23 protein-coding genes are annotated in these 25,059 nt (G+C 66.7%); 14 read left to right on the top strand and 9 right to left on the bottom strand.

Going from position 1 to position 25,059, the window contains the following annotated elements:
* Window positions 1-270: 270 nt before the first annotated feature.
* Complete coding sequence (locus tag ACQP1O_RS27165) at window positions 271-675, top strand: hypothetical protein (protein ID WP_433561276.1); 405 nt, start codon at window positions 271-273, stop codon at window positions 673-675.
* Between the two features lie 653 nt (window positions 676-1,328).
* Window positions 1,329-1,802 carry an NUDIX domain-containing protein gene (locus ACQP1O_RS27160; protein WP_433561275.1) on the top strand — a complete coding sequence of 158 codons (474 nt, stop codon included), beginning with the start codon at window positions 1,329-1,331 and terminating at the stop codon, window positions 1,800-1,802.
* Between the two features lie 215 nt (window positions 1,803-2,017).
* On the opposite strand, the gene ACQP1O_RS27155 is transcribed toward ACQP1O_RS27160, so the two are convergent.
* Window positions 2,018-2,497, bottom strand: a complete 480-nt coding sequence (locus ACQP1O_RS27155; protein ID WP_433561274.1) for an HIT family protein — start codon at window positions 2,495-2,497, stop codon at window positions 2,018-2,020.
* 388 nt (window positions 2,498-2,885) lie between these two features.
* Between ACQP1O_RS27155 and ACQP1O_RS27150 the strand changes: the two genes are divergently transcribed.
* The 8 genes from ACQP1O_RS27150 to ACQP1O_RS27115 all read left to right on the top strand — a co-directional run bounded on the left by ACQP1O_RS27150 (window position 2,886) and on the right by ACQP1O_RS27115 (window position 11,728).
* Window positions 2,886-4,337, top strand: coding sequence for an amidase (locus ACQP1O_RS27150; protein ID WP_433561273.1), 1,452 nt, complete (start codon window positions 2,886-2,888; stop codon window positions 4,335-4,337).
* 162 nt (window positions 4,338-4,499) lie between these two features.
* The gene (locus tag ACQP1O_RS27145; protein WP_433561272.1) at window positions 4,500-5,642 is read left to right on the top strand and encodes an RNA-guided endonuclease InsQ/TnpB family protein; all 1,143 of its coding nucleotides are present in this window, start codon (window positions 4,500-4,502) and stop codon (window positions 5,640-5,642) included.
* A gap of 131 nt (window positions 5,643-5,773) precedes the next feature.
* A complete protein-coding gene (locus tag ACQP1O_RS27140; RefSeq protein ID WP_433561271.1) occupies window positions 5,774-6,469 on the top strand; it encodes an LmeA family phospholipid-binding protein in 696 nt (231 codons plus the stop codon).
* 88 nt (window positions 6,470-6,557) lie between these two features.
* The gene (locus ACQP1O_RS27135; RefSeq protein WP_433561270.1) at window positions 6,558-6,992 is read left to right on the top strand and encodes a DoxX family protein; all 435 of its coding nucleotides are present in this window, start codon (window positions 6,558-6,560) and stop codon (window positions 6,990-6,992) included.
* A gap of 50 nt (window positions 6,993-7,042) precedes the next feature.
* Window positions 7,043-7,585: a dihydrofolate reductase family protein gene (locus ACQP1O_RS27130; RefSeq protein WP_433561269.1), complete on the top strand. Its 543-nt coding sequence runs from the start codon at window positions 7,043-7,045 to the stop codon at window positions 7,583-7,585.
* Window positions 7,586-7,655: 70 nt separating this feature from the next.
* On the top strand, window positions 7,656-9,353 hold the full coding sequence (locus tag ACQP1O_RS27125) for a protein kinase domain-containing protein (protein ID WP_433561268.1): 1,698 nt from the start codon (window positions 7,656-7,658) through the stop codon (window positions 9,351-9,353).
* Between the two features lie 144 nt (window positions 9,354-9,497).
* Complete coding sequence (locus tag ACQP1O_RS27120) at window positions 9,498-10,895, top strand: polysaccharide pyruvyl transferase family protein (protein WP_433561267.1); 1,398 nt, start codon at window positions 9,498-9,500, stop codon at window positions 10,893-10,895.
* Entirely contained in the window at window positions 10,892-11,728 is an 837-nt protein-coding gene (locus ACQP1O_RS27115) for a glycosyltransferase family 2 protein (protein WP_433561266.1), read from the top strand. The genes ACQP1O_RS27120 and ACQP1O_RS27115 overlap by 4 nt, the downstream gene beginning before the upstream one ends.
* A gap of 6 nt (window positions 11,729-11,734) precedes the next feature.
* Here ACQP1O_RS27115 and ACQP1O_RS27110 read toward each other — a convergent pair whose 3' ends face one another.
* Together ACQP1O_RS27110 and ACQP1O_RS27105 are read right to left on the bottom strand one after the other, a co-directional pair.
* The gene (locus tag ACQP1O_RS27110) at window positions 11,735-12,358 is read right to left on the bottom strand and encodes an MspA family porin (RefSeq protein ID WP_433561265.1); all 624 of its coding nucleotides are present in this window, start codon (window positions 12,356-12,358) and stop codon (window positions 11,735-11,737) included.
* A gap of 240 nt (window positions 12,359-12,598) precedes the next feature.
* Window positions 12,599-13,621 carry a transferase gene (locus ACQP1O_RS27105; protein ID WP_433561264.1) on the bottom strand — a complete coding sequence of 341 codons (1,023 nt, stop codon included), beginning with the start codon at window positions 13,619-13,621 and terminating at the stop codon, window positions 12,599-12,601.
* 89 nt (window positions 13,622-13,710) lie between these two features.
* Here ACQP1O_RS27105 and rfbC point away from each other — a divergent pair, with 89 nt between their 5' ends.
* Window positions 13,711-14,280: a dTDP-4-dehydrorhamnose 3,5-epimerase gene (rfbC, locus tag ACQP1O_RS27100; protein WP_433561263.1), complete on the top strand. Its 570-nt coding sequence runs from the start codon at window positions 13,711-13,713 to the stop codon at window positions 14,278-14,280.
* Here the strand turns inward: rfbC and ACQP1O_RS27095 are convergent.
* From ACQP1O_RS27095 to ACQP1O_RS27080, 4 genes are read right to left on the bottom strand one after another with little or no spacing between them, the layout of a single operon-like run.
* Window positions 14,264-15,292, bottom strand: coding sequence for an NAD-dependent epimerase/dehydratase family protein (locus ACQP1O_RS27095; RefSeq protein WP_433561262.1), 1,029 nt, complete (start codon window positions 15,290-15,292; stop codon window positions 14,264-14,266). The genes rfbC and ACQP1O_RS27095 overlap by 17 nt on opposite strands.
* Window positions 15,293-15,294: 2 nt before the next feature.
* Window positions 15,295-15,945, bottom strand: coding sequence for a PIG-L deacetylase family protein (locus ACQP1O_RS27090; protein ID WP_433561261.1), 651 nt, complete (start codon window positions 15,943-15,945; stop codon window positions 15,295-15,297).
* Window positions 15,942-16,724 carry a sugar phosphate nucleotidyltransferase gene (locus ACQP1O_RS27085; protein WP_433561260.1) on the bottom strand — a complete coding sequence of 261 codons (783 nt, stop codon included), beginning with the start codon at window positions 16,722-16,724 and terminating at the stop codon, window positions 15,942-15,944. The genes ACQP1O_RS27090 and ACQP1O_RS27085 overlap by 4 nt, the downstream gene beginning before the upstream one ends.
* Window positions 16,721-17,986 (bottom strand): methyltransferase domain-containing protein, encoded by a 1,266-nt coding sequence (locus tag ACQP1O_RS27080; RefSeq protein WP_433567810.1) that lies wholly within the window; start codon window positions 17,984-17,986, stop codon window positions 16,721-16,723. Before ACQP1O_RS27080 ends, ACQP1O_RS27085 begins: the two co-directional genes overlap by 4 nt.
* A gap of 516 nt (window positions 17,987-18,502) precedes the next feature.
* Here ACQP1O_RS27080 and ACQP1O_RS27075 point away from each other — a divergent pair.
* From ACQP1O_RS27075 to ACQP1O_RS27065, 3 genes are all read left to right on the top strand, one after another.
* On the top strand, window positions 18,503-20,014 hold the full coding sequence (locus ACQP1O_RS27075; RefSeq protein ID WP_433561259.1) for a sugar transferase: 1,512 nt from the start codon (window positions 18,503-18,505) through the stop codon (window positions 20,012-20,014).
* A gap of 160 nt (window positions 20,015-20,174) precedes the next feature.
* Complete coding sequence (locus ACQP1O_RS27070; protein WP_354850552.1) at window positions 20,175-21,401, top strand: cytochrome P450; 1,227 nt, start codon at window positions 20,175-20,177, stop codon at window positions 21,399-21,401.
* A gap of 71 nt (window positions 21,402-21,472) precedes the next feature.
* Complete coding sequence (locus tag ACQP1O_RS27065) at window positions 21,473-22,201, top strand: TetR/AcrR family transcriptional regulator (RefSeq protein ID WP_433561258.1); 729 nt, start codon at window positions 21,473-21,475, stop codon at window positions 22,199-22,201.
* A gap of 40 nt (window positions 22,202-22,241) precedes the next feature.
* Here the strand turns inward: ACQP1O_RS27065 and ACQP1O_RS27060 are convergent, their stop codons facing one another.
* Complete coding sequence (locus ACQP1O_RS27060; protein WP_433561257.1) at window positions 22,242-22,715, bottom strand: N-acetyltransferase family protein; 474 nt, start codon at window positions 22,713-22,715, stop codon at window positions 22,242-22,244.
* Between the two features lie 22 nt (window positions 22,716-22,737).
* Entirely contained in the window at window positions 22,738-24,969 is a 2,232-nt protein-coding gene (locus ACQP1O_RS27055) for an MMPL family transporter (RefSeq protein WP_433561256.1), read from the bottom strand.
* Window positions 24,970-25,059 lie beyond the last annotated feature (90 nt).

Genomic DNA, 25,059 nt, shown 5'->3' with positions numbered 1-25,059 from the left:
CAATCCGCGCTGCTGGGCGGGCTATCGGTCCGCAATCAACCCACCGACCAGTATTTTCCGCGCCTTCGATTTCCAAGCACGAATCAGCCGGACCATCGAGGCGTCGAACGGACGGATCATCCACGCGCAGAATCGGCCGGATCATCCACCTGCCAAACCGGCCGGATGTTGTGTCAGTGCAGGTGTCAGGCCGGTATCAGCTCGACGTCAGCGGCTCCCGCGAAAGTAATTCACGTCAACAACACCGCAACTCGAACCGAGGAGCCCACCATGACCGCCACCCTGACCGCCCAGGACAAGCAAACCCTCCGCACCGCCGCCTACGGCGCCGTCTCCCTGATCTCGGCCGCCGACGCCGCCGGCGGCTCGCCCCACAAGGCCGCCACCGCCGGCAGCATCGCCCTCGGCTCCGCGACCGGCCTGGTCGGCCACGTCCTCGCCGAGAAGTCCTCCGGCGTCCGCCTCGAGTCCAAGTCCGTAGCCGCCCTCGCTGACCAGGTCCTCCCCGCCCTGACCGCCGCAATGACCCTGCTGGCCAACCACTCGCCGGCCGAGGCCGCCAACTTCCGCACCACCGTCCTCGTCGCCATCGAAGCCGCCACCCACAAAACCGGATCCACCCCCACCGTCACCGACATGACCCGCAAGATCACCGCAGCCCTCGACGCCGCCTGAAGAAATGCCTCCGGGCCCCTCTCCGGCACTGACACGGAACCCCGACCAGGGACCCGAAGCCCGGACAGAACAAACGCTCTGTCCGGGCTTCTTCGCTGCGTCCCGCCCTGTTCGAAAGCCCGTCGAAACCTGACAACGCGCCCAACCCGAAGCGCGTGCTGATCCCCGTCTCTGGGTTTCGTTGGTACACAGGGCCACTGAGCGGATAGACATCATTGGCTATGCGTACCCGTTCGTGTTCGAGCTACTGCCCAGGGCATCCGAACTCATTGCGGCTAAGGCAAAGTCCGGATGTGTGGTGCGGCTCGGGTTCGCTGATCCAGACTGTGACCACGTCATGGAGCGGGACACGCTGGAGCAGATGGGAGGAACCCTCCCTGGCCGGATACGCAACGCTTTGTCGATGCTAGGGCCGTTGGCAGACGCCCCCGGGTGCTCGGTGGGGCTTCACACGACACATCTGTACAACTCAGTGTTTCGATTCGACTCGGAGATGATCGTTACCCCGTACTTGTTCCGGGCCAGGGGCTACCAGCACACCGCGTTGTACCTGCGGAGGTTGTCTCCGCACGGCATATTCGAGTCGTTTGCAGACCAGTTCGAGCAGATATGGGGAACCACGACCCTGTACACGACAACGCGAGGATTCGGCAATGGGCTCACGGCGTGACTACTACCGGGACCAGAACGCACCCAAGCCCAATTCGCTGAAGCCTGGGGGTTCAGCTCTGGTGGCGGACGAGGCCGGCCGGGTGCTTATGCAACGGCGTGGCGACTCGGGTAATTGGTCGTTGCCGGGCGGGATCATGGAGGTTGGGGAAACCCTGGAGGAGTGTGTGATCCGCGAGACCCGTGAGGAGACGGGGTTGGACATCGAGATCACTGGCCTTCTCGGTATCTACACCGATCCGGAGCACGTGATCGAATACTCGGACGGTGAAGTCCGGCAAGAGTTTGCGATTGTCTACCGCGGTCGTGTGGTGGGTGGAGAGATCCAGGTCTCGCACGAGTCCACCGAGGTTCGGTTTCTCTCCCTGGAGGAGCTGGAGGGCTTGCCGGTTCACCCGACTGTGCGTCTGAGGCTTCAGCATCACCGGGAGCAGTGGCAAACTCCGTGGTTGGGCTAGATACCGCATCGCGGGTATGAGGATGGGTGTCTCCGTGGTCGTGGGTCACCCCACACCGAGCGGGTGTCGGCTTGTTCACCTACGGGTACGGCGGCAAGGCCGACGGACAGTGACAACGCACCCCAACCCGGCGACGCTTTCATCATCGAGTTGAACGAAATCGACTACACGGGACGAATAGTCGGCGACCTTGCGACCGCATCGATCCGGCGGAGTCAGGTTCTGGGCGACGAGCCGAAGTAGTTGCGCAGCCGATCGGCGTAGATCCATCGTTGTTCGCCGGTCGCGTACCCCGGCAGTGGCTGAGACCCATAGAGGTTGTCGGCCTCATATCGGGGGAAGACATGGACGTGGTAGTGCCACACGTCCTGGCCGCCGCCGGGTTCATTGTGCTGGCGAGTGGACACTCCATCGCAACCGTAGGTGGCTCGCATCGCGATGGCGACCTCGCGGACAACGTCATGCACGGCGTGCCCGTATTCCGGTGGCAGGTCGTACAGATTCTCGTGATGAGCGTTCGGTATGACCAGGACGTGTCCGCGGTTGTCCGGCCACCATCGGGCCGCGGTGAAAGCGGTGGCACAGCCGGTGCGCAGCACGATGTCTCGCGGGCTGTCGAGTGGGGTCTCGCCACCGGTGAGAAGGAAACAGAATGGGCAGTCGTACCCGGGAGGTTCGTGATTGTGCACGGTCATCCAACGCTACCGCATGATCCACACGAGATACATTGCCGCCCAACCCATCCGCCTCTGGCATCCACTTCGGCCGAAGCGGTGAGCACGAAGTGCCGAAGAATTCGGACAATGCCGCGGCCACCGGTGCGGATCATCGGGGTGGTGCCGCTGTCCGGCCAGCATGACCAGGTCCGCGTTCGGAAGCGTCGCGCGGACGCTCTTCCTGCCGTAGGAGTCCGTGTTGTCGCCGGCGAGTAACAGGGTTTGTGTGTCGAGGCTCGACCAGCGGCTCAGGTCGGGATCCATTGCCGTCAAGTAGACGAAGCCAGTCGACGCGGACTCTTCCACGGATTGTGTGCGGGACGAAAGTCTGCTCGAGGGATCGGCGCACGCCGGTAGGGTCGGGTTCATGGAGTGGAGTTTTCGTGCGGCGGAAGAGCTTTCGGCGGCGATGCGCGCTGGTGAGGTGTCCTCGGTGGAGCTGACCGAGGAGGCGATTGCGCGGATCGAGCGAGACGACAAGGCGATCAATGCGATTTGTGTGCCGGACTTCGAGCGGGCGCGGGCTGCCGCGCGTCGGGCTGATGAGGCGCGCGGGCGGGGTGAGGACAAGCCGCTGCTCGGGATTCCGGTGACGGTCAAAGAGTCCTACAACATGGCTGGGCTGCCCACGACGTGGGGTATGCCCCCGTTCCGGGATTATGTGCCGGCCGAGGACGCGGTGCAGGTGTCGCGGCTCGAGGCTGCCGGTGCGGTGATGCTGGGAAAGACCAACGTGCCGTTCATGTTGCAGGATCTGCAGAGCTTCAACGAGATCTATGGCACCACCAACAATCCGTGGGATCACGGGCGTTCGCCGGGCGGCTCTTCCGGTGGATCGGCGGCCGCCTTGGCGGCCGGGTTCGGCGCGCTGTCCATCGGGTCCGATATCGGTGGTTCACTGCGCACTCCGGCGCATTTCTGCGGTGTGTATGCGCACAAGCCGACCCTCGGGTTGGCGGCGACCCGGGGTATGGTCCCGCCGCCCGCACCGGCACTGCCGGCGGAGATCGATCTCGCGGTCGTCGGCCCGATGGCGCGCACTGCACGTGACCTCTCGCTCCTGCTCGACGTCATGGCTGGACCGGACCCGCTGACCCTCGGTGTCGCATACGAAGTCGCTCTGCCGCCCGCCCGCCACGAGAAGCTGTCGGACTTCCGGGTCCTGGTCATCGATGAGCACCCGCTGATTCCGACCGGCTCGGCCGTGCGGGCCGGGCTGAACCGGGTTGCCGACGCGCTCACCGCCGAAGGCGCTCGCGTGGAACGGCACAGTCCGCTGCTGCCCGATCTCGCCGAAGCCGCGACCCTGTATACGCAGCTGTTGGTTTCGAACCTCGCGGCACGCATGCCGGCGGAGCAGTACGAGCAGATCCGGACGGTCGCCGCCGGCCTGCCCGCGGACGCAGAGGGTTCCGAGGTGGCCTGGGTGCGCGGCGCGGTGTTCAGCCACCGCGAATGGATCGAGGCGAACACCCGACGCGAATTCCACCGCCAGACCTGGCGGCAGCTGTTCGGTGAATTCGATGTCGTCGTGTGCCCGATCACGCCGACTCCCGCGTTCCCGCACGACCACAATGCCGACATGCGGGACCGGCGGATCGACATCGACGGCGTCGCACACCCATTCGGCGACCAGCTCGTCTGGGCCGGGGTGGCGACCATGCCCGGCCTGCCCGCCACCGCCATCCCGACGGGACTCTCTGCCGAGGGGCTGCCGGTGGGCGTTCAGCTCGTCGGGCCGATGTTCGAGGACCGCACCCCATTGCGGCTGGCCGAACTGCTCGAAGAGAAGATCGGCGGCTTCCAGCAACCGCGCTAGGACGTGCGTCAGGGGCGACGCACAACCAAACGTTGTAGAAGGCGGGGGATTGGTTGTTTGATATCCGGTGCATCGCCTGATCGAGAGACGTAGCGCGCAGACTCTGTTCTTCAGGGCGGGGATAGCGCATCGGTGACAGGCTAGCATGCTAACATGTCACGCATGGGAGCCAAGATGGTCAAGCGGGCATACAAGTACCGTTTCCACCCGACTCCCGAACAGGTGCAGCAGCTTTCGCAAACCTTCGGGTGTGTCCGGTACGTGTACAACCGGGCGTTGGCGGAACGTTCTCGCGCCTGGACTCAGGAGCAGCGGCGCATCACCTACGCGGACACGTCGCTGATGCTCACGCAGTGGAAACGCGACCCCGACACCGCATGGCTGGCCGAGCCGTCGAAAGGCCCTTTGCAGCAGGCGCTTCGGAATCTTCAGGGCGCGTTCGACAAGTTCTGGCGCAAGCAGACCCGATACCCGCAGTTCAAGAAGAAGGGGCGGTCGAAGGATTCGGCGACATACTTCGGCAACTGCTTCACGTACCGCGACGGACAGATCCAACTCGCGAAACAGACGCAGCCGTTGGACATTCGCTGGTCGCGTCCCCTGCCGGAGGGTGCGGTGCCATCGCAGGTGACGGTGTCGCGCGACAGCGCGGGCCGATACCATATTTCGATCCTGGTCGAGGAACTGATCACCGAGCACGCGCCCTGCGATGTGACGCTCGGGGTGGATGCGGGGATCGGGTCGCTGTATGTGTTCTCGACCGGGGAGAAGGTGTCCAACCCTCGCTATGAGAAGCGCGACCGTGCCCGTCTGGCGAGAGCTCAGAAGGCGTTGTCGCGCAAACAGAAAGGTTCGGCCAACCGGGCGAAGGCCCGGTTGAAGGTGGCGCGTGTGCACGCGCGGATCGCCGATCGCCGCCGGGATCATCTGCACAAGCTCTCGACTCGTTTGGTGCGCGAAAACCAAGTGATCGCCATCGAGGATTTGAGCGTGCGGAACATGGTCCGGAATCGTTCGCTCGCCCGTGCGATCTCGGACGCCTCCTGGGCACAGTTCCGGTCGATGCTGGAGTACAAGGCCGATTGGTATGGGCGTACCGTGGTCGCGGTGGACCGGTTCTATCCGTCGTCCAAGACATGCTCAGCATGCGGGCGGATCAACATCACGATGCCACTTCACGTGCGGGAATGGGTGTGCGCATGTGGCGTCGCCCACGACCGGGATGTGAACGCGGCCAAGAACATACGTGCCGCAGGGCTTGCGGTGCTCGCCTGCGGAGATGGTGTGAGACCGCCCCGCAGCTGATGCGGGAAGGCAACCGTCGATGAAACAGGAAAACCCTGTCGCGAGGCAGGGAATCCCGGCCCTTCAAGGCCGGGAGGATGTCAAGGTGGGATGGCTGAGCGCGCGCGGCGCGCGGGGCGTGAGGTGAGTGCATGCGTGCGTTGTTGATGTTGGTGGTTGTGCTGGCGATTGCGGTGGTCGTGGGCGACCGGGTCGGGGTGGTGGCGGCGCAGAACGAGATCGGGCGCCGGATTGCCACCGAGTACAACCTTCCGCAGCAGCCGCGCGTGGAGATCGGTGGCTTCCCGTTTCTGACGCAGGCGGTCGACGGCAATTTTCATGACATCGATATCAGAGTCGGCGACTGGAGTGATCAGCAGATTTCTGTTCACGATCTCGATGTCAGCCTGACCGATGTATCCGCACCGCTGAGTGATGTGGTGCACGGCCGCACCTCGAATCTGGTTGCCGCGACGGCGACTGCGACGGCTCTGGTTCCCTACGGCACCGTGCAGACTTTTGCCCCGGAGGGGGTGGAGTCGATTTCCTATGCGCCGGACGGACTGCGCGTCAAGGGAACGTTTTCGGTGGAGGGTCTTTCGGTGCCCGCGACGGTGGTCGTCACCGTCGCGCCGACCGAGGACGGGATCGTGGTCACTCCGGTCTCGGTTCAGGCCGCGGTTGGCGGCCCGGCGATTCCCCTGGCCCTGCTGCAACGAAACCTCACCTTCACCGTGCCATTGCAGCGACTGCCGCTCGGCGCGCAACTGACGTCCATCCAACCGAGCGCCAACGGCCTGCAGGTAACCGCCGTCGCCCACACCGTGCGCTTCTCCGACCTGTCGTAAGAACACTCCCGCCGCGTGCTGTCACATTTCCCGCGTGCCGATGGTCGAGGAGATGACACCGAAGAGTGCATCCCGACAGGAGAAGACCATGGTCACCATCACGCAGCAGATCCCGGCCCGGACCACCCCGGCCGCGCGAGGCCGGATTCGCACGTACGCCTACTGGGCGTGCACGGTGAGTCTGGCGTTCATGATGATCAGCGGCGCCTACGGCGAGTACACCCAGCAGTACGGGACCCTGGAAACCCACACGATTCTGGGGTACCCCACCTACTTCCTCACCCTCATCGCAACGTGGAAACTGCTGGGCAGCGCCGCGATTCTGGTGCCCGGCTTCCCGCGGTTGAAGGAATGGGCCTATGCGGGAATGTTCTTCAACATGACCGGAGCCTTCATCTCGCACCTGGTCGAGCGCGATTACGGCGCTGCCGGCATGCATCTGACCGTCACCGCCGGCATCGTGGCGCTGGTCCTCGCGTCCTGGGCGCTGCGGCCCGCGGACCGCATGCTCCCGCGCCGATGAGGGCCGGCCGGCATCGATGAGTTTGTGCCGCCCGACCCGTCTCCACTCCCATGACGCAGGTTCTATGGCACATCACGATGTCGGTGGACGGGTTCATCGCACCGGAGGACGACTCCACCGGGTGGATGTTCGGGCACGGGGCGGCGGGCCCGCTCGGGGTGGAGGCGATGCGGCGGACCGGGGCGGTCTTGTCCGGGCGACGCGGATACGACCTGGGCAACGGGCCCGGGAGCGACGATCGGAAACTGTACGGCGGCATGTGGTCCGGGCCGATATTCGTGCTCACCCATCGGCCGGGGGAGGTGCCGCACGATCCCGATGTCACCTTCCTGTCCTGCGGTATCGCGGAGGCGGTCGCCACGGCGAAAGCCGCGGCGGGGGAGGGCGACGTCGGGGTTTTCGGTGCGAATCTGGCCCGGCAATGCCTCGAAACCGGGCTCGTGGACGAGATCGTCATGCACATCGTGCCGACCCTGCTCGGTAGCGGAGTGCGACTGTTCGAAGGCGCAGCGCCGGTTCGGCTGCGCAAGCTGCGCTGCGACGACTCCGGCCAGATCACCGATCTCCGATTCCAGGTCGAGCCCGCCGATTAACGCCGACGCCGCGCTACCGGATCTGGGTTACGGTGATCGGCGGGCACGACGTGGTCGGAGGTAGGCAGCTGTGGGGCGGACACTCGCGCAGGGGCAGGTTTTCGCGGGGTACACCGTTGAACGGCTGCTCGGGGTGGGCGGGATGGGGGAGGTCTATCTCGCGAAGGACAAGGATCTGCCACGCTCGGTGGCCTTGAAGCTCTTGGCTTCCGGCAAGGCCGACGACCCCGAGGTGCGGGCGCGCTTCCTGCGGGAGGCCGATACCGCTGCGCGGCTGTCGCATCCGAACATTGTCGCGGTGTACGCGCGGGGCAACGACGACCACCGCCTGTGGATGGCCATGCAGTACGTCGAGGGCACCGATGTGTCGGCGATTCTGCGGGAGGGCCCGATCCGGCCCGACCACGCCGTGCGCATCATCGGGGAGACCGCACGGGCACTGGACCACGCGCACCGCGCCGGCGTGCTGCACCGGGATGTGAAACCCGCCAATATCCTGCTGGCCTGGGGCCCGGATCAACGGGTGTACCTGGCGGACTTCGGAATCGCGAAGGCCGTGGACCACACCGGCGCGCTGACCCGGACCGGCGAAATGTACGCCAGTTTCCAGTACGCAGCACCCGAACAATTCGAACTGCGCAGCGATACCGACCATCGGGCGGACGTCTATGCCCTGGGCTGCACGCTGTTCCACATGCTCACGGGCCGGCTGCCGTATCCGGGCGAGAGCACGGCACAGCTGGTGGCGGCCCACCTCGGCGCCGAGATTCCCCGGCCGAGCCTGGTGCACACCGGCGTTCCCGCCGCGTTCGACGCGGTCATCGACCGGGCGCTGGCCAAGAATCGGGACCAGCGCTTCGGCAGCTGCGGGGAACTGGCCGCGGCCGCCGAGCAGGCGCTCACGGCCACGAACGGGCCCTGGGGGCCGGGCTCCCGCCAGGATGGACCCGCTGAGCAAGGCGCCCTGCCGCCGAATCCCGCTGTGGCGCAGTCCCGGATGGGCTTCGATCCGAGCAAGTTCACCGGCGCGACCACCAAACCCAGCATGCCCACCCAGCCCGTGCCGGCCTCGTACGGTGAGCTGCCGACCCAGCTCAATGCGCAGCGCTCCCAGTTCGCCGCGCCGCAGACCCGGATCAATCCTCAGCAGGTCCCGCTCACCGCGCCGCCACTGCAGTACGGCCCGGCCGGCAGCGGACCGCATCCCGTCGACGGCACCCCGGCCACACCCGCCGCGCCGCGCCGTCGCGTCCCCAAGGTTCTCCTCGGCACCTTCCTGGCCGCCCTCCTGCCGGCCGGCGGCCTGGGCGTCGGATTCGGTACGGGCGCAATCCATTTCGGTAACAGGGGCGGCCGTTCCATCCTTCAGCCGCCGGTAGCCGGTGACGCCTCGCAGGCCGCGGCCACCAAGGCCGCCTGCGACTACGCCGAACTCATGACCACCTACGACTACAACAACGGCGACGACTGGCAGTCGAAGGTGATCGCGGGCGCGACCGGCACCTGGAAATCCGAGGCCCAGACGCTGCTGCCGACCATCCGCGTACTGCTGGAGTCGGGTTCCGAGCACACCCGCGCCGCCGATGCGGCCTGCACGGTGACCTCGGGCAGCAACACTCATTACGATCTGGCCGTCGACGTCACCCAGATCAACTCCACCCAGGGCAAGGCCGACACCACCGATCACCAGAAGATCACCCTGTCCATGGAGTACGTGGACGGCAAGTGGCTGTGCAGCAATCTGGTGAGCCCCCTGTTCCCCAGCTGACCGGTCGGTGCTGCCGCGCCGATGATCCTGTCACTGAAACGATTTCGCAGTTCAGTACCCCCACTCCGTATGGCGCGAAGCACTGGACGTGCGATAGATTCGCTGCGGATTCGTGCTCGGACCGGGCGTCGGAAGGAATCGAGCGTGGGGAACTCTGGCGCGGGGGATGGTGCCGGGAAAATAAGGGTGCTCGTCGACAATGGCGAGTACTGGTTACGCAATCGCGGCGACATCGCCATGATGGTGATGACCGTCGAACGCCTACGGGAACGCTGGCCGCACGCCCGTATCGGCATGCTCACCGACGAACCCCACATCCTGCGCGGCGTGCTGCCGCAGGCCGAACCCGTGCCGGCCCACACCGGTGGGCACTGGGGCAGGGGCGGTATCGCGGGCCGGCTGGAGGAGGCCGCCGGGGTCCACCTGCTCGGCCCCGCCGCCATGCGCTGGCGTTCCGCCACCGAGGTGCCCAAGCACTATCTGCGCGGCGCCAAGAACTGGGCGCGCAAGGAGGTCCACGTCCTCGCCACGGGCGACCGGGAACCCGAACCCACCGGCATGCCCGACCTGCCGCCGGTGCCCGCCGCCCTCGCCGACGCGGACCTCGTCATCGCCCAGGGCGGCGGCTACATGACCGATGTCGACCTCTACCAGGCCCATCGCACCCTCAATCTGCTGGAAGCCGCCCAGCGTCAAGGCATTCCGAATGTCATGATCGGCCAGGGCCTGGGCCCCATGCGCGATGCGCACCTGCTGCGCCGCGCGGCGGAGGTGCTGCCGGGCGCCGACCTCATCGCCCTGCGCGAGGGCCGGCGCGGCCCCAAGCTGCTGGCCGAACTCGGCGTCGCCGCCGAGAAGATCGTGGTCACCGGCGACGACGCGGTGGAGTTCGCCTACCGACTGCGGCGGCCCGGCATCGGCACCGATCTCGGTCTGTGCCTGCGCATTTCGGACTATTCCAAGGTGAGCGACTCGGCCCGCGACACCCTCGGCGTGGTGGTGCGCCGCGAGGCCGCCGAGCTGAACACCGCCCTGGCCCCGCTCATCATCTCCGAATACGACGACGAGGACCGCCGCCACACGCTGCCGCTGCTCACGGGCGCGGCGAGCACCCGGCCCGTCATCGGGCGCGCGGGCACCGCGCAGGACGTGGCGCGTCAGGTCTCGCGCTGCCGGGTCCTGGTGACCAGCGCCTACCACCTCGCGGTTTTCGCACTCTCCCAGGGCATTCCGGCGGTGGCTGTAACGGCGTCGCAGTACTACGACGACAAATTCTATGGGTTGGCCGACATGTTCGGCGCGGGCGCGGCCGGGGCCGGTCTGCGCATCGTGCACCTGGACGTGGACAACCTCGACGCCGAACTGTCACGTGCGATTCGCCAGTTGTGGGAATCCGCGCCGGAACTGCGGGATGCGCTGCAGCAGAGGGCAGTTGAACAGATCGACGCCGGCCGCGCGGGTCTGGATCGGGTGTACGGGCTCGTGGCAGGAGGTGAGGGCGCACCCGGCGAACCAGCCGAACCAGTTCAGGGGGAACGATGAAGAACCTTTCGGTGTGCGTCCCGGCCTACAATTCCGGCCGCACCCTGGAGACGACGCTGCGCTCGATTCTGGACCAGGACACCGATATCGAGGTGCTCGTCCTGGACAATGCCAGCTCCGACGACACCGGCGCCATCGCGAAATCCTTCGACGACCCGCGGGTGCACGTGCACCGCAACGAGGACACCCTGCCCATCGGCGAGAACTGGAACAAGGCCGTCTCGCTGACCTCGGGCCGCTTCGTGAAAGTGGTCTGCGCCGACGACATCCTGCTGCCCGGTTCGCTCGACAAGCAGCTGGAGATCATGGGCGACAACGGGATCGCCATCTGCTCGTCCAAATTCCAGGTCATCGACGAGCACGGTGCGGTCGAGGAGACCGACCTGGGCCTGCCGAACCTGCTGGGTCGCCGCAACGCCCGCACCCTCATGCGCACCATCGTGCACCGCGGCCCCGCCGACTTCGGCCCCACCGCGGCCGCGATCTTCCGCCGTCAGGACTTCGACCGGGTAGGCGGCTTCCGCGGCGATCTGGTCTTCCCGATGGACGTGGACCTCTTCGCCCGCGTGTGCGCCTTCGGCGACTTCTACGGCATGCCGGAAATTCTGGCCGCCTGGCGCAATTCGAGTTTCAACCTGTGCAGCCAGACCTCGACGGTCAGCAAGCTGACCGAGATGCTGCGCTTCCATCACCGCCTGGGCGCGGAGTACCCGCAGTACGTCGGCCGCGGCGCGGTCCTCGGCGGCGACTGGCGGCTGGCGCGCGCCGCCGCCGGGCGGGTGCGGGTCCGGACGGTCGCGACCGCACTGCGCCGCCCGGACCTGCTGCACTGACAGCCGCTAGATGCTCGACAGCGGCCCGTAGGCGACAACGGTGTCGCCACTGCTGCTCACCAGCCGCACGAACGGCCGGATGGTGGTGGTGCCCAGCACCCCGGACACGGTGGCGTGGAAGCCGGACATGGTGATGCAGCCCTCGGTGCCGGACACATCGCCGCCGGCGGCGTCCACCGACTGGATGCCCGGGCCGAAGCCGACGTCGAGGGTCACGCCCAGCGTCGGAATCAGGTTGAAGACATCGGCCTTGGGGTCATTGCCGATCTCCAGCTCGAGGCCGGGAGTCTGGTACTGGAATTCCAGCTTGCCCGACAGCGTGGCCGGATAACCGACCTGGTAGCCGAGGGTGATGTGGCCGGTCCACGGGTCGCCGGCCGGGAGGTCGACCTTGAAGCAGGCCTTGCCGCTGTGGAACCACTCCCGGGTGAGCGGATTGCCGTCCAACGGCGGCACGAAATCGATCTTGGTATCGGCGGAGATGGCCTGAACCGTCCGACCTTTCTGGTCGACGATCGAATTGGCGGCGTCGACGGCGGCCGACGAGGCGCCGCCGCTCAGAACCAGGCCGATGGTGCCCGCTACCGCGACGGTCGCGGTGCGGGAGAGCGCAGTCACGTTGTTGCGCATGATGAATCCCATTCCCTCATCAGGTGTTGCTGCGTATTGCCTACGCGTGTTTGATGATTCCCCAGTGCTACGGGACGCGAGACGACGTCCGCCGTCCCTTCGGTCGATGATCGACCCCCACGCTGAGACTATCCCTCTCGATTACCCTGCGTGTGGCCACGATCGCATGATCGGTATCACAGGCCGACGTGGTGCGCGCCCGGCGGATTCATGCGCGTGCCGGGCGAGATTTGCCGGCTTTCATAGCGATTCGGTCACGTCGATCACCCACTTCCCGTGAAGTTCGGGCCACCGGGACGAAACCTCCGGCAACAGATCGGGCAACGTCAGGAAGACCCGATCTGGCTGTGCGGCAACGAGTTCCGCCGGAGACAGGATCGGGATATCGGTACCGGGCATGCGGCGGCCCTGCTTGCCCGGGGAGGCGTCGGCCACCCCGGCCAGCAGGCCGCGATGCACGCCCGCCAGATGCAGCAGCGCGACCGCGCGTGAGGCCGCCCCGTACGCGTAAACGGTTCTACCGGAGGTAGTTTCGGCCTCGAGCCAGGCGCGCAGGGCCCGGGCCTGCTGATCGGCGGCGCGCTGGAGCCCGCGCACGACCAGCGGGTCCGCCACCGCCGCCTCCGCGTCGCGGATCCGCGCGATGGCGGGGTCGGGAGCAGCGGGCGCGTGCACCGCCGCCACCAGCACCGTGCCGCCGTAGAGTGGGAACTCCCACGCGGTCACCGCCACCAGCCCGGCCGGGCGCAGCAGGCCCTGTAGCGAAGCCATCGTGTAGTAGGCGAAATGCCCGTGCCGCAACGCATTCCACTGTCCCTGTCGCACGATGGCGTGCAGTGAGTGGAACTGCAGCAGCAGTACCCCGCCCGGCGCGGTGGCCGCCGCGCGCTGCGCGAAGGCGACCCGCTGATGGGGCTCGTGCATGATGCCGAAGCAGTCGATCACCACGTCGGCGGGCCGGTCGGTGACCCGGTACCCGCGCTCGGTCAGCAGCGGCAGCCAGCTGCCGCCGTGCGGGCTGCCGAACTCCCGCACCGTCCCGCCGCCGGGCAGCCGGCCGGCGGCGGCCACCCGGGCCACCGCGTCCGCCGCCTGATCCCGCAGCGCCTGCGGCTCCAGGCCGCGCGGTTCGGCGGTGACGGTGTCGTCCTCGGCCAGTTGCGCCAGCCCGCACCGGGCGCACAGGTCCATGGCCAGCGGATGCGCCGCCTCGGCCGCCCCGCCCGCCGAGGCGAGGCTCGGAAAGTGGTCTGCCGCAGGCATTTTCCCGAGATCCAGTACCCGGACCAGCGGTCCCAGCCCGCAGCCGCGACACCCGCACCGGGGTTCGCCGCTCATGGCACGATGACCTGGTGCGTATCGAATCGACCGACCTCGCCGACGTCCTGATCCTGATCCCACAGCCCTTCCGCGACGATCGCGGCCTGTTCACCAGAACCTTCGACGCCGAGGAATTCGACGCCCACCTGGGCACGCCCGGGATGTCGGCGACGTTCGTACAGGACTCGCAGTCGCGCTCGCACCGAGGTGTGGTGCGCGGTATGCACGGCCGCTCCGGGCGCGGCGAGGCCAAGCTGGTGCGCTGCGCGCACGGCGCGGTGCACGACGTGCTCGTCGACATCCGCCCGGATTCGCCGACCTTCGGCCGCCGGCAGGCGTTCCTGCTGGACGACACCGACTTCCGGCACCTCTACGTCCCGCCCGGCTTCCTGCACGGCTTCCAGGCGCTCACCGACGTGGCCGACGTCTGCTACCGCATCGACCGCCCGCACGACCCGGCCGAGGACCTGGGCGTTGCCCATGACGATCCGGACCTGGCCATCGCCTGGCCGCAGCCGGTGACCGTGGTGTCGGAGCGGGACGCGGGGGCGGGCTCGTGGCGCGAGTTGCTCGCCGCCCTTCATCTCACACCTCGGTCCTGATCCGGCGCAGCTCGTCGTCCAGCACCCCGGTCTCCTTCAGCGACTTCAGCCACGCAAGGCGGGTGAAACGCTGAAAGAAGGCCCCGGCGGTGAGCTCGCGCGCGAGGTACTCCCGGTACAGCTCGGCCGCGCCGTCCGGAATGCTCCACTCCGCCTCGAAGCCCAGTTCCTTGCGGGCATAACCGAAGTCGACCCGGTACGAGCGCGGGTCCGCGCCGCTCTCGCCGGTGATGACCAGCGTGGATTCCGGGACCACGTCGACCACCGCCTGCGCGATCTGCGCGACCGTCAGATTGTTGGCCTCGGTGCCGACGTTGTAGGCGCGGCAGTGCACGGCCTCGTCGGGTGCCTCCAGGCAGGCGGCGAAGGCGCGCGCGATGTCCTGTGCGTGCACCAGCGGCCGCCACGGCGTGCCGTCCGAGAGCACCTTCACCTCACCGGTCAGCACCGCGTACCCGACCAGATTGTTGAGCACGATATCGGCGCGTAGCCGCGGCGAGAACCCGAATGCCGTGGCATTGCGCAGGAATACGGGGGAGAAGCCGGAGTCGGCGATGGCGGCCACATCGTCCTCGACCCGGACCTTGGACTCGGCGTAGGGGGTGAGCGGACGCAGCGGCGCGTCCTCGGTCACCAGGCCGTCCCCGGCCGCCCCGTACACCGAACACGTGGACGCGTAGAGGAATCGGCGCACCCCGGCGTCCTTGGCCAGCCGCGCCAGCCGGACCGACGCGTGATGGTTGATGTCGTAGGTGATCCGGGGCGCCAGCGCGCCCAGCGGATCGTTCGACAGCGCCGCCAGATGCACCACGGCGTCGAATCCGGCGAGCTGATCGGCGGTCACATCGCGCAGATCCACCGCGAGGGCAGGCGGCGCGGGCGGTGCCGCGCCCAGCACGCAGTCCGCGAAAAGGCCGCTGTCCAGCCCTGTCACCTCATGGCCGGCCTGCTGTAGCAACGGCACCATGACGGTACCCAGATACCCCTGATGCCCGGTGACGAGCACGCGCATGACTATGCACCTCCGAAAGTGATGGTGGCCTTCTCGAGCAGAAACGCCTCGGCGTGCTGGGCGCGGCACTGCACCCCGCGCAGCCGGGACAGGGCCAGAAAGGACTGCTCATCGAACCAGTCCCGATTGCGCTGTGAGGGATAGTGTTTCACCAACAGCGCGGCTTTGCGCTCCGCGCAGCCCGCGGGCAGCGGATGGAACACCGCCGGCTGCGGGGTGTCGTTCTCCCACTTCAAGATCTCGTAGCCCAGGATCAGGTGGTCGCGGAACTCGGTGGGCGCCAGCTCGGCCAGCAGCCGGTGGTCCTGATGGGCGTCCCCGCGCTGCGGCGCGAACACCACCTGGGCCGCGCTGTCGCGGCGCAGCGCGCCCACCGCGTCCTTGACCCGCGCCCAGTGCGCGGGTGCGTAACCGTCCGGCACATCCAGGATTCGCAGCTCCAGATGCGCACCGGGACAGAAGGATTCGAGCGCGGCCCGCTCCTCCTCGGCGCGCTCGGTGCCCGCCCCGGCGAGCACCAGCGCCCGCACCCGCAGGCCCGGCACGGCCTCGGCCAGCGTCAGCAGCGTCCCGCCCAGCCCGATGGCGAGATCGTCGCAATGCGCCGCCAGCAGCGCGATCTCGGTGATCGCGCCGGTGTCGAGTCGGATCATGCGCTGCGCTGCTCCCACACCATCCACGGGCGGTCGCCCTGTAGATAGCCGGTGTCCAGCTCGGCGCGCTCCTTGAAGGTGTCGGCGGGCTTCCAGAACCCGTGATGCTGATAGCCGAACATCCGGCCCTGCGCGGCCAGTGCGCCGCAGGCATCCTCCACCAGATCCCCGCCGGGCGGCAGATGCTCGAAGATCTCCTGCGTCAGCACGAAATAGCCGCCGTTCTCCCAGATCGGCAGCTGCGAGACCGGGGTGATGTTCTTGACCTCTCCGGCCGAGTTCACATCCACACAGTGGAAGGAGGACTGCGGCGGCACGATCATCATCGAGGCCGCGGCCCCGGAATGCTGGAACTGGCTGATCATCTCGTCCAGTGGGGCGTCGGTGAGCACGTCGGCGTAGTTGGCCAGGAAGTACCGCTCGCCCGCGAGATGATCGCGCACCCGGCGCAGCCGCTCACCGATGGGCGACTCCACCCCGGTGTCGACGAAGGTGATGGTCCAGTCACTGATGTCGGACTGCAGCAGCTCCACTTTGCCGCCGCGGATGACGAAATCGTTGGACACCGACTCCTGGTAGGTGAGGAAGAAGTTCTTGATGTGGGCGGCGCCGTAGCCCAGGCACAGCACGAAGTCCTTGTGCCCGAAATGCGCGTAGTAGCGCATGACATGCCAGATCAGCGGGCGCGGGCCCACCATCTGCATCGGCTTGGGGATCATGTCCTCGGTGCCGTTGCGCATCCGCATGCCGTAGCCGCCGCAGAACAGTACGACCTTCACTTCGCTTGCCTTTCTGCATGAGTGGATGCGGCGGCGTCGTCGAGCGTCGCATGATGAAGGTGGGGGAGCGGGTAGACGATCTCGCCACCCCAGTCGGTGACGTGGCGCAACTGCGCGGTGATCTCCCGTTCCAGGTTCCAGGGCAGCACCAGCACCACATCGGGGCGGTCGGCGTCGATCCGCTCCGGTTCGTGTATCGGGATGCGGGTGCCGGGTGTGAACCGTCCATGTTTGTAGGGGTTGCGGTCGACGGTGTACTCGAGCAGGTCGGTGCGGATGCCGCAGTAGTTGAGCAGGGTGTTGCCCTTGCCGGGAGCGCCGTAGCCCACCACGCGCTTGCCGGATGCCTTGGCGTCGAGCAGGAATCGCAGGAGATCCTGGCGCACCCGCTCGGTGTCGGGTCGCAGTTCGACGTAGCCGGCGACCTCGTGCAGACCGGCATCGGCCTCCAGCCGCAACACCTCGGCAACCCGTGCGGCGGGGGTGCCGACGCCCTCGGGTCGAGCCCACACGCGCAGTGAACCGCCATGTGTGCCAATCAGTTCGCAGTCGACCACGGCCAGGCCGGCGGTGGCCAGGGCCCGCTGGGCGGACAGCAGCGTGTAGTACTGGAAGTGCTCGTGATAGATGGTGTCGAACTGGGCCAGCGCCACCAGGTTGAGCGCGTGGTGCACCTCGATGGACAGCCAGCCGTCGTCGGCCATGAGCGCACGCAGTGACCTGGTGAAACCCAGCAGGTCGGGGATGTGGGCGTAGACATTGTTGGCCACCACCAGGTCTGCCGGTCCGCGTTCGGAGCGCACCCGGGCGGCCAGCTCCTCGTCGAGGAAGGCGGTCTCGGTGGGCACGCCCTTGTCGCGTGCTGCCGCACCGACATTCACCGAGGGCTCGATGCCCAGGCACGGGATGCCGGCGGCGACGGCGTGCTGCAGGAGATAACCGTCGTTACTCGCCACCTCAATTATGAAACTATTATCGGTCAGATTTAGCTGCGTGATTGCCTGATCGACGAAGAGCTTTGCGTGCCGAACCCAGCTATCCGAAAATGACGAATAGTAGGCATATTCCGTGAATGTTTCCTCCGGCGTGATGAGCGCCGGAATCTGCAGCAGCAGGCAGTTTTCGCACAGCCTCAGGTGCAGCGGATATGTCGGTTCGCACAGATCCAGTTCGCCGGCGGTGAGGAATTTTTCACACGGCGGTGTGGCGCCCAGATCAAGAACGCTGCGCAGTCGATCGGAGTGGCAAAGACGGCATTGCACGAAGTTCCCCACCTTTCACCGAGTTCGGGCTGCCCGCGCAGCGCCGGATGACCTGTGGTCGGCTCGGTCCGGCCTTACGTTACAACAGGATTGCGTGATGTTCGGGTGCCCGGCGAGTGGCCGGTGGTGCCAAAGTAACTGGATTTCTGCGACCCGCAGAATCGGGCGTCCGGACGGCAAACGCTCGAGCCTTGCGGTGCAAGGGTTTCGACCAGCTCACACGGTGGATCTTGCGTAGTTCAACCTGCGATTTTGCGAATAGGGGAAATAGGGGGAGAGGTGCGGGAAACCGGTCGTCACGAATCCCGTTACTTTTCGGAAACGTTGGGGCCCTATGGGTTACATCCTGCGCGCTACCGTGGTTGTGTAACATTCGGCATCTGGCCACCGAAAGACTCGGCGGCCACATCGGTTGTCATGGTCCTGAAAGCCCTTGGGAGCCGGCCTGAGCCGGTCGTGGAACTGATCAGCGGGGATCGGAACCGAGTTCTCCCGTGGGGGAGGTGCGTTCGTTTCATGAGTTACGAAATTTCTGCCGGTCGCGCCGTGCGCGCGCATCGGCCTCCACGTCCCGAGCCGCGCTCGGATCGTGAACGCTGGCAAGCGGATTACGCGCGTCGGCTGTTTATTAGCGACTTAATCGTTTTAGTCCTTTCTATTGGATTTGCCCAATGGATTCGCTTCGGCGGCGCGGGGGCCGAGCCGCCACTGGCCTCCCAGCTTCCGCTGGAAGTTCGCTACACCATGGTGTCCGCCGTGCTGGCACTGGCGTGGTCGATCACGCTGACCCTCAGCGGCACCCGGTCGACGCGCGTAATCGGCAGTGGCACAGAGGAATACCGACGCGTGGTGGCCGCGTCCCTGAAGCTGTTCGGTGGGATAGCCATTGTGTCGCTGCTACTCCGGGTCGACATCGCTCGCGGCTATCTGGCCATCGCCCTGCCGCTCGGCATGATCGGGCTCATGGTGGAGCGGCGGATCTGGCGGCGCTGGGTGGCCGGGCGCCGCGCTCGCGGCCACTACCGCACCGCCATGCTGGTGGTCGGCAGTCCGGAGGCGGCGCGGGCCATGGTCGCGGCCTTCTCCCGCGACCGTGATTCCGGATACCAGGTGATCGGGGTGTGCACCCGGGACGAAGGGGCGCTCGCGGACGCCGCGCTGGAGGTGAGTGGACGGGGGATCCCGGTTGTCGCAAGCGATCACGCCGTGATCGAGGCGGTCCGGCGGACGGGGGCCGACACCGTCGCTGTCACCGCCACCGACAACCTCGGCCCGGCCGACTTCCGCCGGATAGCTTGGGAGCTGGACGAATTGGGCGCCGAACTGATCGTGACACCGGGCCTGGTGGACATCGCCGGCACCCGGCTCACCCACCGGGTGGTCGCCTCCATGCCCATGCTGCATGTGGAGAAGCCGCAGTACGACCGCGCGAAGTCGATTCGCAAGGGCGTCTTCGACTTCTGCTTCGCCTTCGCCGCCCTGCTGGCCATTGCCCCGGCGCTGGCCGCCATCGCGCTCGCGGTGAAGGTCACCAGTCGCGGTCCGGTCTTCTATCTCTCCGAGCGGATCGGCCGGGACGGTCGGCCCTTCCGGATGATCAAGTTCCGCAGCATGTACGCCGACGCCGAGGCGCACATCAACGCGCTCATCGAGAGCAACGGCGGCAACCCGCTGTTCTTCAAGGTTCGCGACGATCCGCGGGTGACCTCGGTCGGCAAGGTCATCCGCAAATACTCACTCGACGAGCTCCCGCAGTTCTTCAACGTGCTGCGCGGCGAGATGAGCATCGTCGGCCCGCGTCCGCAGGTCCAGCGCGAGGTCGACTCCTACGACGGCGTCATGCGCCGCCGCCTGCTGGTGAAACCCGGCGTCACCGGTCTCTGGCAGGTCAGCGGGCGTTCGGATCTGACCCCCGAGGACGCCATGCGCCTCGATCTGTCCTATGTGGAGAACTGGTCCATGGTCCTGGATCTCCTCCTGATCGCCAAGACGATCGGCACGGTGACCAGGGGCGAAGGCGCATACTGACCGCTAATTCCGAAACCGTCGCGCCCGCTGCGTTCCTCGCAGCGGGCGCGTCCTGTTTCCGGTCCGGCGGAATCTAGTGAACGGGTTTTAGTAAAAGGTGTTCACAAACCCCGGTGTGGTGTGGTTCACTCGGTGGCGAACGTGTTCCAAAGGAGGTTCCGTGTCCGCGCCGTCCATCCCCACCGGTTTCGACTTCACCGACCCCGACCTGCTCGCGCAGCGTCTGCCGGTCGAAGAGTTCGCCGCACTCCGCAAGCAGGCCAAGCCCTTCTGGGTGCCGCAGGCCAATGGCCTCACCGGCTTCGACGATGGCGGTTACTGGGCCATCTCCCAGATGGATGACATCAAGGAGATCTCCAAGAGCCCGGAGACCTTCTCCAACGAGGAGAACACCGCGGTCATCCGCTTCTACGGCGACATCGCCCGCGAAGAGATCGAGGTGCAGCGCTACCTGCTGCTGAACATGGACCCGCCGCGCCACACCAAGCTGCGCCGGATCATCTCCAAGGGCTTCACCCCGCGTGCCATCGAGTCGCTGCGCAACGCCCTGCGCGAGCGCGCCGAGCGAATCGTGCACGAGGCCAAGAAGAACGGCTCCGGCAACTTCGTCGAGCAGGTCGCGTGCGAGCTGCCGCTGCAGGCCATCGCCGAACTCATCGGCATCCCGCAGGAAGACCGCGGCAAGATCTTCGACTGGTCCAACCAGATGATCGGCTACGACGATCCGGAGTTCAACGGTGACCACAAGGTCGCCACCGCCGAGGTCATGGGCTACTCCTGGAACCTGGCCGAGCAGCGCCGCGCCTGCCCGATGGACGACATCGCCTCCACCCTGCTGCAGGCCGACATCGACGGCGAGTCGCTGGCGTCGGACGAGTTCGCCTGGTTCGTGATCCTGCTGTCGGTCGCCGGCAACGAGACCACCCGCAACGCCACCACGCATGGTATGAAAGCGTTCGTGGACAATCCGGACCAGTGGGAGCTCTACAAGGAGCAGCGTCCGCGCACCGCTCCGGACGAGATCGTCCGCTGGGCCACCCCGGTCATCGCCTTCCAGCGCACCGCCATCGAGGACGTCGAGCTCAGCGGCCAGCTGATCCAGAAGGGCCAGCGCGTCGGCATGTTCTACAGCGCGGCCAACTTCGACGAGAACTACTTCGAAGACCCGTACAAGTTCAACGTGCTGCGCAACCCCAACCCGCACGTCGGCTTCGGCGGCACCGGCACCCACTACTGCGTGGGCGCGAATCTGGCTCGCCTGCAGCTGGATCTGATCTTCAACGCGATTGCCGACGTGATGCCGAACCTGCACCAGATCTCCGAGCCGGTGCGCCTGCGCTCGGGCTGGCTCAACGGCATCAAGAGCTGGGAAGTCGCGTACGAATGAGCGTCCGGGCCCCAGGGAGGTAATGTGCGTAACCCCACAGGGGCCCAATTCGTTCGAAGTATGGAGTCAGCATGAGTGAGCCTCGCCGACGCGGCCGGATGCCGGCGGTCAGCGACGCCGACATCCGGCGCGTCGCGCGGTCACTGCTGGTCGACCAGGGGCCCGACGCGATCACGCTGCGGGCCATCGCGCGGGAGTTGGGCATCACCGCTCCCGCGCTCTACCGGTACTACGAATCCCGCGACGACCTCGTCGCCGCCGTCCGTACCGACGTATGTGCCGATCTGGCAAAGGATCTCGAAGCGGCCATCGAGGGCCTCCCCGACGATGCCGGCGTCCGCTTCTTCGCCATCTGCCGCGGCTTCCGCCGCTGGGCCCTCACCCACTCCCGCGAATTCACCCTGGTCTTCGCCTCCCCGGTGACCGCCGGAATCACCAGCGCCATGCAGCAATTCGGCGAACCCGTCGGCCGCATCTTCCTCGGTGCCGCCGGACGGCTCCTCACCGACTACGCCGTGGTCACTCCACCGCTGGAACTCATTCCCCCGGAACTCCGCGACGACCTCATCAAGTTCCAAACCGAACTCCTCAGCGTCCTGGCCGATTCCGGCCAGAACTTCCCCGCCGAAAAGCTCGATCTCGGCGTCAGTTACGTCATGATCCAGTTCTGGGCCCGCCTCTACGGCCACGTCACCCTCGAGGTCTTCGGCAACTACCCGATCCAGATCAGCCACCCCGACGTGCTCTTCGACTCCACCCTCGCCGACATCGGCCGGGGCATCGGACTCGTCCCGAACTGAACCGCATCGCCGGCGTCGCGGTCGACCGCTGCGGAAGAGGCTACTGGCAGGCTGATTTCGCGGCTCGGCGCATGAAGCGTTCGCCGTCGTCGTCGGGGGAGGGGCCGGCATCGACGAAGCCGTGGCGGAGGTAGAGGGTGATCGCGGGGGCGTTGTCGGTTTTGACCGAGAGGACGACCTCGCGCTGGTCCGCCCAGTCGATGACCGCGCACACGGCCGCGTCGCCGACACCACGGTCGCGAGCTTCGGCGGCGACCCAGAGCGAGATCAGTTCCGCCGCGCCGTCGTCCCGGAGATAGCCACCGGCCATGCCTACGGGGGCGCCGTCGACGCGGACGACGACATTGAGCGGGACGGTGGTCAGTCGTGCGCGCCAACGGGTTTCGGTGTCGCCGGGGCCGGTCCACTCCGCGAGGGTCGAACCGAAGGCCGACGGCGATTCGGTGAGGGCCCGTAGGCGGAGCTCGCGCCAGAGCCGCCAGTCGTCGGGGTGGAGCGGCTGGATTTCGATCATCGCTGTCGCGTCCCGGGAGGAATCAGCTTCGGGCGTCGGCCAATTCGGCGCGGCGGAGGTGGTCGGGTTCGTCGCGCAGGACCGGTTCGCCCAGGCCGATGCGCTGCTGAATACGCTTCATCCAGGCGGGGGCCCACCAGACGCGGTCGCCGAGGAGCTTCATGGTGGCGGGAACCAGCAGCATGCGCAGCACGCTGGCGTCGATGACGAGGGCGGCGATCATGCCGTAGGCGATGTACTGCATGAGGACCAGGTCCGAGAAGGCGAAGGCGCCGGTGACCACCAGCAGGATCAGGGCCGCGGCGGTGATGATGCGGCCGGTCTGCGCGGTGCCCGAACGGATGGCCTCCTCGGTGGTCGCGCCGCGCGCACGGGCTTCGACCATGCGGGACACCAGGAATACCTCGTAGTCGGTGGAGAGCCCGTAGATGATCGCGATGATCAGGAACAGGATGTTCGCCTGAATCGGCTGCGGGGTGAAATTCAACAGGGTCGCGCCGTGGCCCTCGGTGAAGATCCAGGTCAGGATCCCGAGCGTCGACCCCAGGCCGAGCACGCTCATGAAGGCGGCCTTCAGCGGGAGGACCAGGGACCCGAACGTGAGGAACATCAGGATCGTGGTGAACGCCAGCACCAGCAGGATCATCAGCGGCAGCCGTTTCAGCAGCGCGGCGATCGCGTCGTGCTGCACCGTCGGGACGCCGCCGACCAGCACCGTCATATCGTCGGGCACCGGTAGCGCCCGCAGATAGTCGATGGTCTTGTCGTACTTGGTGGAATCGATCAGATACGCCTGGGTCCGATAGACATTCGGCTGCGTCTGGGAGCGGGTCGGAATCTCGAAACCGGTCGACAGTCCGGTGGTGACCAGACCGGGAGCGCGACTCGCCTGTTCGATGAAGGGTCCGACCTCGGTGCTGTCACTGGCGGTGATGAGCAACTCGATCGGGTCGGGCTTGCGGAGCGGGAAATAGGTGTCGATCTGCTGCTGGGCCACACGGGTCGTATTGTCCGGCGGCAGATACTTCTCGCTGAAGCCGCCGAAGGCGATATTGCGGACCGGCACGATCAGCACCAACAAGCCGAGAATCAGCAACGCGGTGATCTCGCGCGGATGCCGCATCACCCAGCTGGTGGACCGGCCCCAGAAACCCTCCTCCACCTCGTGGGCGGAATCGGTGCGGCGGAACCGCTTGATGCCCAGGGCATTCACCCATGGCCCGAGGATCGCCAGCATGGCGGGCAGGATCGTGACGGCCGTCAGCGCCGCCAGGGTGACGGTGGCGATCGCACCGTATGCGATGGACTTGAGGAAGCCCTGCGGGAACAGCAGCATGCCGCCGAGGCTGGCGACGATCATGGTGGCCGAGAACAAGACCGTGCGGCCCGCGGTCATCACCGCGCGCCGGACCGCGGCGTGGGTGTCGTATCCGGCGGCCACCTCCTCGCGGAACCGGCTCACGATGAACAGCGCGTAGTCGATGGCCAGGCCCAGACCGATCATCGAAACGACCGGCGCCACGAAGGAATTCACCTCGGTCACATTTGTGATCGCCCGGACGATGCCGTTCGCGCCCAGAATCGTCAGCACACCCATCAGCAGCGGCAGCGCCGCAGCGACCACGCCGCCGAAGATGAAGAACAACAGCACCGCCACCGCCGGAATGGCCAGCAACTCCATGCGATGGGTATCGGCCGAGATGGTGTCGGTCAGCGCGGTCGCGACCGGCTGCAGGCCACCGACGTAGACCTTGACGCCCGGAACCGCGAAGTCGTCCTTCACGTTCGTGGCGGCATTGTCCTTCAGCGCGATGGAGGCGACCGCGCGCGTCTTGTCCTTCGTCGCGAACGCCGCGGAGGAACCCCGGATCGCGGAGACCTCGGGCCAGTACGTGGCATACACGCCGGCGATGTCGTTCGGGTAGCGCTGGGTGAGTCCGTTGAGACTGTCCACGATCGACTGGCTCACGTCCGGATCGTCGACGGTCGTCCCGTCGGGCGCCTGATAGAGCACGATCACATCGGCGGCGTGATTCGGCCCGAACGCGTTGGCGGCCAGCACTGCGGCCTGTGCCGACTCCGAATTCGGATCGTCCAGACCGCCCGAGCTGAGCCGGCTCTCGAAGCCCCAGGCGTAGCCGCCGAGGCCCAGCAGGGCGGCTGCCACGATGCCCAGCACGAGAAAACGGTGATTGGCTACGAGCTTTCCCCATAGCGCGAAGACATCGCGGTCGCGCGGGCCTCTCGTGGTCATACTGCACGGTAGCAGCCAAGATCACGATAAGTGAAAAGCGTTGTATCCGAATACAATAAGTGAATTCCAATACGTGATTTTGCGATAGAT

The sequence above is a fragment of the Nocardia sp. CA-151230 genome (assembly GCF_050942175.1).
Lineage (GTDB): Bacteria > Actinomycetota > Actinomycetes > Mycobacteriales > Mycobacteriaceae > Nocardia.
This window is presented reverse-complemented; position numbering and strand designations above follow the sequence as displayed.

What these genes read in the sequence shown, in the direction of transcription:
- ACQP1O_RS27095 (WP_433561262.1), bottom strand. Translation starts at nt 15,292, where the DNA reads ATGCGCGTGCTCGTCACCGGGCATCAGGGGTATCTGGGTACCGTCATG.
- ACQP1O_RS27140 (WP_433561271.1), top strand. Translation starts at nt 5,774, where the DNA reads ATGCGTGCGTTGTTGATGTTGGTGGTTGTGCTGGCGATTGCGGTGGTC.
- ACQP1O_RS27090 (WP_433561261.1), bottom strand. Translation starts at nt 15,945, where the DNA reads ATGATCCGACTCGACACCGGCGCGATCACCGAGATCGCGCTGCTGGCG.
- ACQP1O_RS27065 (WP_433561258.1), top strand. Translation starts at nt 21,473, where the DNA reads ATGAGTGAGCCTCGCCGACGCGGCCGGATGCCGGCGGTCAGCGACGCC.
- ACQP1O_RS27075 (WP_433561259.1), top strand. Translation starts at nt 18,503, where the DNA reads ATGAGTTACGAAATTTCTGCCGGTCGCGCCGTGCGCGCGCATCGGCCT.
- ACQP1O_RS27135 (WP_433561270.1), top strand. Translation starts at nt 6,558, where the DNA reads ATGGTCACCATCACGCAGCAGATCCCGGCCCGGACCACCCCGGCCGCG.
- ACQP1O_RS27055 (WP_433561256.1), bottom strand. Translation starts at nt 24,969, where the DNA reads ATGACCACGAGAGGCCCGCGCGACCGCGATGTCTTCGCGCTATGGGGA.
- ACQP1O_RS27115 (WP_433561266.1), top strand. Translation starts at nt 10,892, where the DNA reads ATGAAGAACCTTTCGGTGTGCGTCCCGGCCTACAATTCCGGCCGCACC.
- ACQP1O_RS27105 (WP_433561264.1), bottom strand. Translation starts at nt 13,621, where the DNA reads ATGCCTGCGGCAGACCACTTTCCGAGCCTCGCCTCGGCGGGCGGGGCG.
- ACQP1O_RS27110 (WP_433561265.1), bottom strand. Translation starts at nt 12,358, where the DNA reads ATGCGCAACAACGTGACTGCGCTCTCCCGCACCGCGACCGTCGCGGTA.
- ACQP1O_RS27150 (WP_433561273.1), top strand. Translation starts at nt 2,886, where the DNA reads ATGGAGTGGAGTTTTCGTGCGGCGGAAGAGCTTTCGGCGGCGATGCGC.
- ACQP1O_RS27130 (WP_433561269.1), top strand. Translation starts at nt 7,043, where the DNA reads ATGACGCAGGTTCTATGGCACATCACGATGTCGGTGGACGGGTTCATC.
- ACQP1O_RS27160 (WP_433561275.1), top strand. Translation starts at nt 1,329, where the DNA reads ATGGGCTCACGGCGTGACTACTACCGGGACCAGAACGCACCCAAGCCC.
- ACQP1O_RS27060 (WP_433561257.1), bottom strand. Translation starts at nt 22,715, where the DNA reads ATGATCGAAATCCAGCCGCTCCACCCCGACGACTGGCGGCTCTGGCGC.
- ACQP1O_RS27145 (WP_433561272.1), top strand. Translation starts at nt 4,500, where the DNA reads ATGGGAGCCAAGATGGTCAAGCGGGCATACAAGTACCGTTTCCACCCG.
- ACQP1O_RS27155 (WP_433561274.1), bottom strand. Translation starts at nt 2,497, where the DNA reads ATGACCGTGCACAATCACGAACCTCCCGGGTACGACTGCCCATTCTGT.
- ACQP1O_RS27165 (WP_433561276.1), top strand. Translation starts at nt 271, where the DNA reads ATGACCGCCACCCTGACCGCCCAGGACAAGCAAACCCTCCGCACCGCC.